The organism is Lysinibacillus zambalensis (assembly GCF_040183165.1).
Classification (GTDB): domain Bacteria; phylum Bacillota; class Bacilli; order Bacillales_A; family Planococcaceae; genus Lysinibacillus; species Lysinibacillus zambalensis.
The window spans coordinates 111584-125948 of sequence record NZ_JBEGDG010000014.1 but is presented as its reverse complement, the minus strand read 5'-3'; the positions used below and the strand labels follow the sequence as shown (position 1 = coordinate 125948).

Sequence of the window (14365 nt, the reverse complement as noted above, 5' to 3'; positions counted from 1 at the left end):
CTTTAGGAGTTAAAAGCAATTAACGTGGAGTTCGCACCAATCGCTTGATACGAAGGGTATTCTGTTATAAATTTATGCTACTATACAGGTTTGTATAGGTTTGTCAAAATTTGTTGTAACAGTTTAGTTACCCAAATCGAACCGATAAAAAGTACATAGCTTACATCATGAGCACGAAGCTTTGATGACAGCAATGCCGTCAGGCGCATTGGGTTTTGCACATGGACACGCCATAATGCATCCATATCCTCCACAGTAGTATCTTCAATTAGAGAATAATGCGCTTGACCATTTGCAAAAACAATTGCTTGCACATTAAAAATTTGCGCTGCTAGTAATTGTGCCCCGGATGCTTTCGAAAAATCTCCCTGCACAAGCATAAATTCCTGTGCAGGGAAATTTTCTGAAAGAGAGTGGTATAAAGCCTGTGCTGCTTTTTCATTGTTTGAAAAGTGTATGTAGATGGACCAGCCGTCTTCTGCCAGACTCTGACAAATAGCACGACCAATCTCACCCGATGCACCTAACACGAGGGCAAACTTTTTCACTGTTCGCCCTTCTCTGTAGGTAAAATTTTAAAGACAGTTTGTTGTGATTCACCTTGAATTGAAGAAAATGCTTTTTGCAAATCTTCAATCGTTAGTTCTTCTAGCACAGGTACAACATCGAACAAATTCATCTCATTAAACGAATAACGTGTAAATTGGTTAGCGATGAATTCAATAGAGTTCAGCGCACGTAGGAAGAAACCAATTTTTTTACGTTTCACTCGTTCTAAATCGGCACTTTCAAATTGTGCATATCCTTCATACTTTGCCAATTCTTCTTTAATAGCTTTCTCTAATCCAGCCGGGTCTGCAGAATCCGAGCCAATCATAGCAAAACCAAAGCCGTTTTCTAACGTGAAATCAAATGCATACGTTTCATCAATTAAGTCATTTTCATAGATGCGCTCATAAAATTCAGATGTACGTCCGAAAATAAGTTCAAGTGCAATTTGAACAGATAGCTCATGTTTTAACATATCACGACCAGAAAGATTTGTTTCTTTTGCTTTTAAGCCGATATAAACCTTTGGCTTTTGTACATCCATATGCAACTCACGCTCTTTGATAGCAACATCAGTCGGTTCTTTATCAAAGTAGCGTTGAATTGGTGTTGGTTCCGTGAACTCTTTTTTACCTTGATTGTCACGAATAAACGTCATCATTTCATTAGGGTCTACAGCACCAATAACAAACAATAACATATTGGATGGATGATAGAACGTATTGTAGCACGTATATAAGTGGTCCGCAGTAATGCCATCAATCGTCTCGATTGTACCAGCGATATCAATTTTTACCGGGTGATTATGATACATATTTTCGATCGTACCAAAATACAAGCGCCAATCTGGCTGATCATCGTACATCGTAATTTCCTGACCAATAATACCCTTCTCCTTATTCACTGTTGCTTCTGTAAAGTAAGGCTCTTGCACAAAATTTAATAATGTTTCTGTACTTTTATAAATATTGTCCGTCGAAGAAAATAAATAAGCCGTACGTGTAAATGATGTAAAGGCATTTGCTGAAGCGCCGAATTCACTAAACTTTTGGAATACATCTCCATCTTCTTTTTCAAACATTTTATGCTCTAAAAAGTGAGCAATGCCATCTGGAACTGTAATGCTTTCCGTTTCACCAAGCGGCACAAATGCACGATCAACAGAACCGTACTTAGTTGTGAACGTCACATATGTTTTGGAATAGCCTTTTTTCGGTAAAATATAGACATCTAAGCCATTCTCTAATTTTTCATAATACAATGTTTCATCTAATTGTTTGAATTCAATTGTCTTCATTGTGCGGCTTGCTCCTTCCCACATAAGAAATAGACCGCTTCTAGCTGAATTTGCTTCGCCATTTCAACGATATCTTCTCTCGTTACAGCTTTCCATTTATTTGCCCAAGCTTCAACAGAGAACTCCTCGGGTAAATCTTTATATTGGTCAAAAATTTCTATTTGTCCTCGGGCAGAATCCAATGACTCTTTTAGCTGATTCGTAAGCATTGCCTTTGTTTGCTCTAATTCCAAATCAGTAATATCGCCTGCTTGCATAACAGCAATTTGTTCTTTAATTAGTGATAGTGCTTTTTCTTCATTTTTTGGTTCAATCCCAGATACAACAAAGACTAAGCCATAATGTGATGCAAAGGAGCTAGACGCATAGTAAGCTAAACTTTCCTTTTCACGAACATTCATAAATAATTTGGCATGAGGATAGCCACCGAATACGCCGTTAAAGATTTGCATTTTAGCAAAATCAGGATCACCAAATCGTACTGGTGTACTAAAACCAATATGCAGCTTTCCTTGCTTCATATCTTGTTGCTCACGTACATAATCATTTTGTGGATGCTGTTGCGGAAGCACAGCAGGAACTTCTTCAGGTGTACGATCATTAAACGGTAGTGCTTTTTTCAGCTGTTCCACGATTTCGTCTTCATTAATATCACCCGCGACATAAATATCTATTTTATCGTTAGCAAGCATCGATTGATATGCTTCAAACAATGACGCAGGGGTAATTTTTTGAATGTCCTCAACAGTTCCATTAGCAGAAATAGAGGCCGGTTCATTCGGACGTAAAATCTGTTGAATACGTTGCTGCGCAAATCGAGATTTATCGTCAAAAATAGACTCGATACGTTGAATGACCGTTTTCTTTTCACGCTCTACTATCGATTCTTTAAATACACCGTTTTCTATATTCGGTTCAAAGATTGCTGTGTGCAATAAACCAAGTACCTCGTTTAAAACACTTGTATTTGCCAAATAATGATCGTTAACGGATTCTACATTCATCAGTACTGTATGCTCATTACCACGTTTAGATGTATCAAAATAAAGCACTGTGCCATACAAGTCATCCAAGAAACCTCGGAATGCAGCTGTTGTCTTATATTTAGCATTGCTGTGTTGCAACACATTTGTTAACACTGTGCGTTCAGACGCATTAGTAGCCGTTAATGCTCTTCTCCATTTAATTGAAAAATTTACGGTTTTAAATTGGGTCGTTTGTCGGATATGCAAATTGACACCTTTTGCAAAAGGGATTGTTTTAAACATATATAGAACCCTCCTTATCTTTCTTAATATAACAAAGTACTACACATACTATACATGTCTATTGTCTATAATTGCAAAAAGAATCCAAAGTATGTATACGGAAAGAGTGAAATTTCATTTGGTTACTTGATGAACCTGTTCATACTAGCAAATAAAGATCAACCTTCAACCATTATTTTCCCAAACACTTGCGCTATGCACAAGGAAAAAGACTGAGCATTTTCGCCCAGTCTTTGTTGTAAACAATTGTTTCTTTAGCGTTTCCCCTTAATATAAGGTTGACCACTGGCTTTTGGTGCATTTGCTTTACCGATAAATCCTGCTAATGCAAGGATTGTTAATACATACGGTAAAATTTGCAAGTATACAGCAGGAATGTCTTGAACGTAAGGAATTGTGCTTCCTGCAACACTTAACGTTTGTGCTACTCCAAAGAATAAAGCTGCACCTAATGCACCGATCGGATGCCATTTCCCAAAAATCATTGCAGCAATGGCCATAAAGCCTTGACCAGCAATTGTTGCATGTGAGAAATCGCTTGTAATTGATTGCGCATACACTGCACCACCAAGACCACCTAACGCCCCTGAGATGACAACAGCAATATAGCGCATTCTATTAACATTTACGCCCATCGTATCTGCAGCCATTGGATGTTCACCGACAGCGCGTAAACGTAAACCGAATGGCGTTTTATAAATAATAAACCATGCGCCGATAGCTACTGCAAAAGCTAAAATTGACGTACTATAGACATCACGGAATAATAATGGACCAAGGAACGGAATATCCTCTAACAAAGGAATTTCAAAACGAGTTATTGGGTGGGTAATCATATCAGTTTGCCCTTTACCATAAATCATTTTTACTAAGAATACAGTTACTGCTAAACCTAATAAATTAATAGCAACCCCTGATACCGTTTGATCGGCACGGAAGGAAATCGAAGCAACTGCATGGAATAGAGAGAAGATTCCCCCAGCAATGACAGCTGCCAGCATAGCTACCCAAATTGTTGCTGCACCAAATGTTGAAGCAAATTCTAAATTGACATAAATACCAACAAATGCACCAACAACCATTAAACCTTCTAATCCGATATTGACAACACCAGATCGTTCAGAGAATACACCACCGATTGCCGTAAAAATTAAAGGTGTTGCGAAGAAAATTGCAGAAGGGATGATGAAATATAACATTTCTAAAAAGCTCATGTTATTGTCCCTCCTTTTTTTTGCTCAACTTTTGTAATGCTACTCGAATAATATAACCTGATGCTACGAAGAAAATAATTAACGCAATAATAATAGATACGATTTCCTCGGGAATACCCGCAGCATTTGGCATATTTAGTGCTCCGTATTTAAGTGAACCGAATAATGAAGCCCCGAATACAACCCCTAGTGGCGTATTAGCACCAAGTAAGGCAACGGCGATACCATCGAAACCTATACCTGTAAAGCCTGGTTTAATAGAAGCGTTTTGGAAAGTACCTAATGCCTCCATAGCACCTCCAAGACCCGCAAACATACCTGAAATCGTCATAGCTAAAATAATGTTTTTGTTGACGCTCATACCTGCATAATCTGCAGCATGTTTATTAAAGCCTACCGCTTTAAGCTCATATCCACGTGTTGTTTTTTCTAAAATGAACCACATAACCATGACCATTAACAGTGCAACAATGATGCCATAGTGAAGACTTGAATTGTCTGTTAGCTCTCTTAAAAACGGAGAACGTAAAGAAGCTGATTCATGAACGCGTTCTGTTTTAAAGCCACCGTCAGACAATTTTTTAATCACTGCATTCGCAATATAAAGCGCAGTGTAGTTTAACATAATTGTCGCTATAACTTCGTGAACTTTAAATTTCGCTTTTAAGAAACCTGCAATAAAGGCCCAAAATGCACCTGCAGCTGCTGCCGCAAGTAATGCTAATGGTAAGTGAATAATTTTAGGTAGATCAAACGCATAGCCTACCCAAGCTGCTGCTAGCCAACCTAAAATTAACTGACCTTCTACACCAATATTAAATAAACCTGTACGGAAAGCAAATGCTACCGCTAGACCCGCCAATAAATACGGTGTTATTTGACGGATTGTGTTCCCAATAGAATATGAATCTCCAAAAATACCTGTCCAAAGTGCGATATAACCTTGTACTGGGTCATAACCGCTAACTACCATCACGATAGCCCCAACAATTAAACCGATAATGATAGAGATGATAGGAACGAGAATATTAATGACACGATTTGACATTAGTCATTCCCCTCCTTCGTACCATTCTTTTTATTTTCACTTTTTTGTCCTGCCATTAATAGACCTAGCTCTTGTTCTGTCGTTTCTGTTGGATTTAATTCATCAACAATTTGACCGTCATAAATAACAGCAATTCGGTCTGAAACATTCATGACTTCATCTAATTCAAATGAAATTAACAGTACCGCTTTTCCTTTATCACGTTGCTCGATCAAGCGAGAGTGAATAAACTCAATTGCCCCTACGTCAAGACCACGTGTTGGTAGTGCAGCAATCAATAAGTCTGGATTACGATCAACTTCACGACCGATAATCGCTTTTTGTTGGTTACCACCTGAAAGGGCACGTGCTGGTGTCATTTCACCATTCCCTGTACGCACATCATATTCTTCAATGATTTGGCGTGCTTTTTCAGACACTTTCTTATAGTCCATAACAAAGCCCTTAGCGATTGGAGACTGATAATATGTTTGTAGTGCGATATTATGACCTATTGGGAAATCTAAGACTAAACCATGCTTATGGCGATCTTGTGGAATATGCCCAACGCCTTCCTCAGTAATTTTCCGAGGCTTCATATTTGTAATATCTTTGCCATTTAATTTAACAGTACCACTCTTTATTTTACGTAGACCAGTAATGGCTTCGATTAACTCAGACTGTCCGTTACCATCGATACCTGCAATACCAACAATTTCACCTTTACGTACTTTTAAGTTTAAGCTTTTAACCTTATCGATATTACGGTAGTCTGTAACAACCAAATTATCGATTGAAAGTACTTCATCAGTTGGGTTTGCCTCTGTTTTTTCGGTTTTAAATTCGACTTGGCGACCAACCATCATTTCAGCTAATTGGTTAGGATTTGTTTCAGCAGTGCTAACCGTTCCAATCCCTTCACCTTTGCGAATAATTGTCACACGATCAGAGACTTCCATAATTTCTTTTAGTTTATGGGTAATTAGAATAATAGATTTGCCCTCTGCAATTAAGCGACGCATTATTTGAATAAGCTCTGTAATCTCCTGTGGTGTTAAAGATGCAGTTGGTTCATCAAAAATTAAAATTTCTGCACCGCGGTATAGTGTTTTTAAAATTTCAACACGCTGTTGCATCCCCACAGTAATATCTTCGATTTTGGCATATGGATCAACATCTAAGCCATATTTTTCAGAAAGTGCTTGTACTTTCTTCGCCGCATCTTTAATGTTAACAATACCCATTTTCGTTGGTTCAGAACCTAAAATAATGTTCTCTGTTACTGTGAAATTTTCCACTAACATAAAATGTTGATGAACCATACCAATCCCTAAATCATTGGCCACATTCGGGTTTGTAATTTTAACAGCTTTCCCACGAACTCGAATTTCGCCACCCTCTGGTTGATACAAACCAAAAAGGACGTTCATTAAAGTCGATTTACCTGCACCATTTTCGCCTAGCAGTGCATGGATTTCGCCTTTTTTCAGCTGGAGGGTGATGTTATTATTCGCCACGAAATTACCGAACTCTTTTCGGATTCCTAGCATTTCAATCACATATTCCAATTTTGTCACTCCCTTAATAGGCACTTTTATCAATTTCGCCTTGACGTAATTGTGGCTGTCGCCACAGAAAACATTGTTCACCGCTTAAAACTAATGCAAATACTTACCATAATCCCTGGTGCTCAGCGTTTATCACATCGCACAACAATGAATTCAGCCAGAGATTAACTCTTCGTTCATTGGGCATTATGTACCCTATTCACAAAAAATCTATGCCTATCTTGTCCCACTAAATAGAGGTAGATAGTCTTCTAAATGAAGATAAATTAATACAGGAAAGGTCATCGTTAGAAACCTTTCTTCTATTAACTTGTTACCATCATTACTATTCTTGCGATAAGCTCATATAAAATTCTACCTCTACGATAATGACCAGTATAGTTAAATAGAATGTTATGAATAGTCAAAATATAACGATAGATTGAAAAATCATCATAAGGGCCTTCATAAAAAGTCCCTTATGATGATCAAAGGTGAATTATTTTTTCACTTTTTCTGGAACTTTAATTTCACCCTTAGCAATTTTTTCTTTATATTCTTCAATAACCTTTAGTACATCTTCTGGGATTGCGCCACGAGAATCCGCAAGCTTCACGCCGTCTTCAGCTAAACCATAAGTAAGCGTTTCGCCACCTGGGAATTCACCTTTTTTCGCTTTATTAGAAATATCTACAACTGCTGTGTTTACACCTTTTAACATAGAAGTTAAAGTAACATTAGTTTTACCGTCTACTTTACCTTCTTCATATTGGTCAGCGTCTACTCCGATTACCCAAATGTTTGCATTAGGATCTTTTTTCTTACGTTCTTTTGCCTCAGAGAATACACCGTTACCAGTAGCACCAGCAGCGTGGAAGATTACATCTACACCTGAAGAGTACATGCTGTTTGCAGTAACTTTACCAAGGTCAGCTTTATCGAATGCAGCAGTATATTTTGATGTGATTTCGATATCTGGATTTACAGCTTTTGCACCTTCAAAAAATCCAGCTTCGAAGCGGTTGATAACTGGAATATCTACGCCACCTACGAAACCGATTTTACCCGATTTAGACATTTTCGCTGCAGCTACACCAGCTAAGAAAGCACCTTCTTGCTCTTTGAACAATACTGATACTACATTGTCCGCTTTTACTTCAGCGTCAATGATTGCAAAATGGTTATCTGGATTTTCTTCAGCGATTGCAGAAATAGAATCTTCCATCATGAAACCAATACCATAGATTAAGTTAAAGTCACGACGTAATAACGCGTTTAAATTTGAATCATAGTCTGCATCTGATTTTGATTGTAAGTAGTCGAAGCCGCCATCACCTTTTTTTAGGTTATGTTCTTTACCGAAAGCTTGAACGCCTTCCCAAGCAGATTGGTTGAATGATTTATCATCAACGCCACCTACGTCAGTTACCATTGCTACTGAGAACGCATCTTCTTGGTTGCTTTCGCCTGATGAAGCGTTTTCATTTTCATTTTTAGTTTTTTCTTCCTCTTTCGTACCACATGCACCTAAGATTGCACTTGCAGCTAAAACTGATGATAATACTAAGCCAAATTTACGTTTTTTCATTTGATTAACCCCCCAAAGGTATTGTAATTAGCAGGAAAAAATTAGAAATGTTCTACACCCGTTTACGAACTACATGGAAGCTGAATTTATCAGCTCGGAAATAATTTTTTGAATACAGCACTACTTGATCATGATCATCGTAATGTAACTGCTTTAATACTAAAAGAGCTGTTTCACGTCCGCAATTTAAAATCGGTGAAGCTTGCTCATGATACCCGATAGGATCAATATATGTAACCGCATAGGCAACATGAATTTTACCGGATTGTTCAAGTGCAGAGAAAAGTGAAACTTCTTTTTTTTCTACAAAGTCAGTTGGCAGGAAGCTTGCTGGTAATCTGTCTATGCAATAAACTACCGGCTCACCATCCGCTGTTCTGACACGTTCAATTGTGAGTATTTTATCCTCGCCATCACACTGGAAGCGTTTTAAATCTTCCTCAGCAGGTATGCTTTCCGTCGCCTTTAAAAAGCGGGAACCGGGTTCCATACCCGCTGCCTCGATCATGGAAGAAATGCTCGATAAATGCTCGATGCCTGATGTAAACAACGGCTTAGGGTTTACAAATGTGCCCACCCCATGTCGACGCACAATCACATTTTCCTCTTCCAACAGTCGTAGCGCTTCTCTAAGCGTTGCTCGACTGACTCCTAGTGATTTCGATAATTCAAATTCTGAAGGCAGTTTTTCATTTTCTTTAAAAACGCCTTTTTCAATGTCAGACTTTAAACGATCAATTACTTGAAGATAGAGATGACGATGATCTGCTTTTATAGTCACATATATCACCACCAAAATCAGAGATCAGACATCTGATGTACAACATTCCTACTAATCGTTCATAAATATAACATTTTTATAGACTGAAAGCAATTACACTTAATGTAATTGCTTTCGAATTTTTAAATGAATTTGGGCCTACTCGATGTATACAACATTGTTCAATTTTCAAATTTTATTTTGGTACTAATTATCGTATTGATGAATGAGCACTTGTCGAGGTTTACTACCCTCTGAAGGCCCGACAATACCGCGTTGTTCCATTTGATCGACAATGCGAGCAGCTCTCGAATAACCGATACGGAAGCGGCGTTGCAACATCGAAACAGAAGCCGTCTGCATACTAACAACTAACTGTACAGCCTCATCAAATAATTCATCCGTTTCCTCTAAAATTGTCTCTTCTTCGGTCGGAATCATTTCCTCCTGATATTGCGCCTTTTGCTGTTCTATAACAAAGTTAACAACTGACTCAACTTCTTGATCTGATAAAAAAGCACCTTGCACACGTTTTGGTTTAGATGCACCCGCTGGTAAAAACAGCATATCTCCTCGACCGAGTAAACGCTCGGCTCCACCCATATCTAAAATCGTTCTAGAATCGATTGCAGACGACACTGCAAAGGCAATGCGCGAAGGAATATTTGCTTTAATAACACCTGTCAACACATCTACACTTGGTCGTTGAGTTGCAATTATTAAATGAATCCCCGCTGCACGTGCCATTTGTGCTAAACGTGTAATAGAATCCTCTACATCACTTGAGGCAACCATCATTAAGTCTGCTAACTCATCTACAATTACTACAATATAAGGTAATTTAGGATGTTTTTCATCTGTTTGCTCATTTACTTTTTGTACATGACTATTGTAACCTTCGATATTACGGGTACCTGTATGTGAAAATAGATCGTAGCGGCGTTCCATTTCTGCCACAACTTTCTTCAACGCCTGAGACGCTTTACGTGCATCCGTAACAACTGGTGCCAGTAGATGTGGAATACCATTATAAACATTTAACTCCACCATTTTCGGGTCAATCATCATCAGCTTAACCTCATGTGGTTTTGTACGCATTAGGATTGATACGACAATACCATTTATACACACACTTTTCCCACTACCTGTCGAACCCGCAACAAGTAAATGTGGCATTTTATTGAGCTCAGCAAGTACTGCTTGTCCCGTAATATCACGACCAAATGCAACCTGCAATAATGCTTCTGGCTTTACGCCGTCCTTAGTCTCTAACACTTCCCGGAGTGTAACAATAGCTACCTCACTATTTGGTACTTCAATGCCAATCGCTGACTTCCCAGGAATAGGTGCTTCCATACGAATATCCTTCGCAGCAAGTGCTAAAGCAAGGTCATCCTGTAAGTTTACAATTTTACTTACTTTCACACCTACGTCTGGTAATATTTCGTACTTTGTTACAGCCGGACCTAAATGAACCTGTGTAACTTTTGCCTTTACCCCAAAGCTTTGCAACGTTTGCTCTAGCTTTTTCGCATTTGCCTGTATGACCGAATATTCGCCACTTTGGTCATGTTGTGGCGGTAATTGTAATAAATTATAAGACGGAAGTTGGTAGTCTGCATTCTCCACAGCATCTGCACCTTCAATATGAACATCATCAATAATCTCACCATGTTCAATGTCTTCATTTTCGGCCATTGCAAATGACTCTCGTTCATGAGACACATTTTGAGTAAAAGCAGAGATGATTGGTTCATGAGAAATCTCTTCTTCTTGTACTTCAGGCTCCTGATCAACGGCCGCAATTTCATCCTTGCTTTCTACTTTTGAACGGCGATTAGAAGGTTTTTTCGGCATATTCTTTTTCTTATCACGATGTTTCTTCTGCCACTTGCCAAAAAGGTCGGGCATTTTTTTCGCTAAATATGGAACAAGTGCCTTTCCTGTTACTAAAATTAATCCGATAAAGAAAATAACCCATGCAACGACTTTCGCACCTGCCGCCTCAAATAAAACATGTAGAGCACTAAATAACAGTGCACCCACCATTCCGCCACCAAGCGTATTACTTCGATTGATGATACCCTCAGAATTAATTAAAATTCGCCAAGATTCTCGCAATACAGAGTCTGATAATAATCCACCAGATTTTGATAATTGTTCAAATAAAATGCCATGACTAAAAATTGTTAAACTCATAACAATTAGGAGCATACCTAATATGACACGATCATAAATGCTTATTTTTTTACGCCCAATCATCAGTAACACCGCAACGAAAATAAGCATAAAAGGCACAGCAAAATGTAAATTCCCAAAAAGGAACATCGCAATTGTTTGTAAAACTCGGCCAATCATGCCATATTCAAAAATCATAATAACCGCAAATGCAATTAAGATAAGACCTAAAATTTCATACATAAGCGGATGCATTTCTTTTTTCTCTGTCGTCGCTTTTCCTTTCGTGACTTTTCTTTTTTTACTAGTCGCCATCTATTTCACCTTCTTTTGCAATCCATTCTTTAATATGTAGCAAATAATAACATGTAGAACTTGATTATTTCAAAAAAAAGAATCTTCACCATAACGTGGGGGTGATTTCCGTTCCGGCTGGGCGCTTTGTTGCTGCCGCTTCGCTTTCGCACAGTTAAAACATTTGTTGCTGCCGCTTCGCTTTCGCACAGTTAAAACATTTGTTGCTGTCGCTTCGCTTTCGCACAGTTAAACCATTTGTTGCTGCCGCTTCGCTTTCACACAGTTAAAACATTTGTTGCTGTCGCTTCGCTTTCGCGCAGTTAAAACATTTGCCGCCGACGCTTCGCTTTCGCGCAGTTAAAACATTTGTTGCTGACGCTTCGCTTTCGCACAGTTAAAACATTTGTTGCTGCCGCTTCGCTTTCGCGCAGAGAAGAGATTCCTGAGGGCGCCCGATGAACCGCTAATCCCCAAGGAGTTGCCCTATCGTAACGAAGATCAACTTATTATAAATGGCATATATTATAACAAACATCATCTCAAACTTTCTGGATTGAGGAAAAAAAGGATTTTCCACCGTTTACATTCGGTTAGAAAATCCTTTTTCAATCAACGATGATCTTTCATTTTTAATATTCCATAATGATTGGGATAATCATTGGGCGGCGCTTCGTTTTTTGGAATAAATACGTATTCAGTGTATCTCGAATTTCTTGTTTAATGTTTGTCCATTCAAAAGTATCTTTACCAACGTATTTTTCAATAACATTTTTAGCAATATCAGAAGCTTCCACCATTAATTCTTCTGATTCGCGTACATATACGAAACCACGCGATAAAATTTCTGGACCCGATGCAATTTTCTTTTGAGCACGGTTTAATGTAACGACAACAATGAAAATACCATCCTGCGATAATAACTTACGATCGCGAAGTACTATGTTCCCTACATCACCTACACCGATACCGTCTATTAAAACATTACCAGCTTGTACACGGCCACTCATTCGCATTTTACCATTTTTATATTCTACAATATCCCCTTTATCGGCGATAAAAATTTGCGATTTTTGCATACCTAGCTGTTGAGCAAGCTTAGAGTGAGCAATAAGCATGCGATACTCACCTTGCACAGGGATAAAATATTTTGGTTGCATTAAGTTTAGCATTAACTTTAAATCTTCTTGGCTACCGTGACCCGATACATGTACATTTTTGCTAGATGTGAGAATTTCAGCACCTGCTTTTGCGATCGAGTTCATTGTATTAGCCATCTGTACTTCCATACTAGGAGACGGTGTAAATGTAATTAATACTGTATCGTTCTTTTTAATTTTAATGTCTCGGTGATGTTTGCGAACAATTTTCTCTAATGCATCAAGTGGCTCCCCTTTATTACCTGTAGCGATAATAATAATCTCATCATCTTGATACTTTTGCATTTCTGAGATAGGGATGATTGTATCTTCTTCTACTGTTAAGTAACCTAGATTTGCACCTAAATCCACAGCTTTTTCTAAAGGTTTCCCTACAATAACTACTTTACGGAACGACTTTTGAGCTTGTGTTAATACTTGCTGTATACGAATAAAATTCGATGCATAAACAGCAACTAAAATACGACCTGGTGCTGAATGGAATGTTTTTGATAATTGCTCTTCAATCACAATCTCAGATGTCGTATAACCTGGTCGCTCAGCTTCACTCGACTCAGATAGCAGCATAAATACGCCTTCTTCTCCTAGCTGAGCCATTTTTGCTAAATCAGGCTTAAACTTACCTGTCGCGGATTGATCGAATTTAAACTCACCTGTATGAACAATTGCTCCTTCAGATGTATGGAACACTACCCCTAACGAATCGGGAATACTATGTGTTGTATGGAAGAATGTCACATACGTTGAGTTAAAATTCATACGACTACGGTTCGTAACCTCAAAGAATTTCACCTGATGTGGTGCAGGCAATTCCTTTAAATGTTCCTTTGCAAGTGCAATTGTTAATTTTGATCCGTACACTGGCGCTTTCACTTTTTGTAATACATAAGCAATTGAGCCAATTGCGTCTTCATGACCATGTGTTAAGAAAATCCCTTTCACACGCTCTTTATTTTCTTCTAAATACGTAATATCTGGAATTACGATATCAATGCCCAACATTTCGTCTTCTGGGAACATCAATCCGCTATCCACTACAAATAGCTCTTCGTCGATTTCTACTACGTACATTGCTTTTCCAATTTCGCCAACGCCACCAAGTGGGATGATGCGAATTAATTCATTTTTCTTTTTTGTCAATTTATTTCCTCCTAAAAAATATCCCGAACAGCAACCACTTAAGATTTATTATAAGGTTTGCAAAGCTTTTGCACAAATTAAAAATGCAGCTTTCATGATAGAAACAGAAATTTATTGCTAATTTTATTTCTAATAGATGGAAAGTAGGCGGAGGATGTAGCATTGTAAAGGGTTTAATTTTATAAAAAAAAAAGCGAAGCGAGCTTTTGGAGATTGGGATATAGTGCAGTTAAAGCCATTTTCAGTAATGTTTTTTCTTCTTCCATTTAAATAAAATCGATGATTAAAAGATAAAAACAATTTACTATAAAAATAGATCTAAATACCTTGATAGATTCTAGAT

At 38.1% G+C, this 14365-nt stretch carries 10 protein-coding genes; all 10 read right to left on the bottom strand.

Going from position 1 to position 14365, the window contains the following annotated elements:
• Positions 1–80 precede the first annotated feature (80 nt).
• The 10 genes from ABNX05_RS17680 to ABNX05_RS17635 all read right to left on the bottom strand — a co-directional run bounded on the left by ABNX05_RS17680 (position 81) and on the right by ABNX05_RS17635 (position 14022).
• Positions 81–548, bottom strand: a complete 468-nt coding sequence (locus ABNX05_RS17680; protein ID WP_349660908.1) for an SDR family NAD(P)-dependent oxidoreductase — start codon at positions 546–548, stop codon at positions 81–83.
• A complete protein-coding gene (yfmH, locus tag ABNX05_RS17675) occupies positions 545–1846 on the bottom strand; it encodes an EF-P 5-aminopentanol modification-associated protein YfmH (protein ID WP_349660907.1) in 1302 nt (433 codons plus the stop codon). The genes ABNX05_RS17680 and yfmH overlap by 4 nt, the downstream gene beginning before the upstream one ends.
• Complete coding sequence (gene yfmF, locus ABNX05_RS17670) at positions 1843–3114, bottom strand: EF-P 5-aminopentanol modification-associated protein YfmF (protein ID WP_349660906.1); 1272 nt, start codon at positions 3112–3114, stop codon at positions 1843–1845. The genes yfmH and yfmF overlap by 4 nt, the downstream gene beginning before the upstream one ends.
• Before the next feature lie 254 nt (positions 3115–3368).
• Complete coding sequence (locus ABNX05_RS17665) at positions 3369–4328, bottom strand: ABC transporter permease (RefSeq protein ID WP_349660905.1); 960 nt, start codon at positions 4326–4328, stop codon at positions 3369–3371.
• A 1-nt stretch (position 4329) separates the two neighbouring features.
• On the bottom strand, positions 4330–5376 hold the full coding sequence (locus tag ABNX05_RS17660; protein WP_349660904.1) for an ABC transporter permease: 1047 nt from the start codon (positions 5374–5376) through the stop codon (positions 4330–4332).
• Positions 5376–6923: an ABC transporter ATP-binding protein gene (locus ABNX05_RS17655; RefSeq protein WP_349660903.1), complete on the bottom strand. Its 1548-nt coding sequence runs from the start codon at positions 6921–6923 to the stop codon at positions 5376–5378. The genes ABNX05_RS17660 and ABNX05_RS17655 overlap by 1 nt, the downstream gene beginning before the upstream one ends.
• Positions 6924–7401: 478 nt before the next feature.
• Positions 7402–8490, bottom strand: a complete 1089-nt coding sequence (locus tag ABNX05_RS17650) for a BMP family lipoprotein (protein ID WP_349660902.1) — start codon at positions 8488–8490, stop codon at positions 7402–7404.
• A 52-nt stretch (positions 8491–8542) separates the two neighbouring features.
• The gene (locus ABNX05_RS17645; RefSeq protein ID WP_079560516.1) at positions 8543–9271 is read right to left on the bottom strand and encodes a GntR family transcriptional regulator; all 729 of its coding nucleotides are present in this window, start codon (positions 9269–9271) and stop codon (positions 8543–8545) included.
• A 186-nt stretch (positions 9272–9457) separates the two neighbouring features.
• The gene (locus ABNX05_RS17640; protein WP_349660901.1) at positions 9458–11743 is read right to left on the bottom strand and encodes an FtsK/SpoIIIE family DNA translocase; all 2286 of its coding nucleotides are present in this window, start codon (positions 11741–11743) and stop codon (positions 9458–9460) included.
• A gap of 611 nt (positions 11744–12354) precedes the next feature.
• On the bottom strand, positions 12355–14022 hold the full coding sequence (locus ABNX05_RS17635) for a ribonuclease J (protein WP_349660900.1): 1668 nt from the start codon (positions 14020–14022) through the stop codon (positions 12355–12357).
• Positions 14023–14365 lie beyond the last annotated feature (343 nt).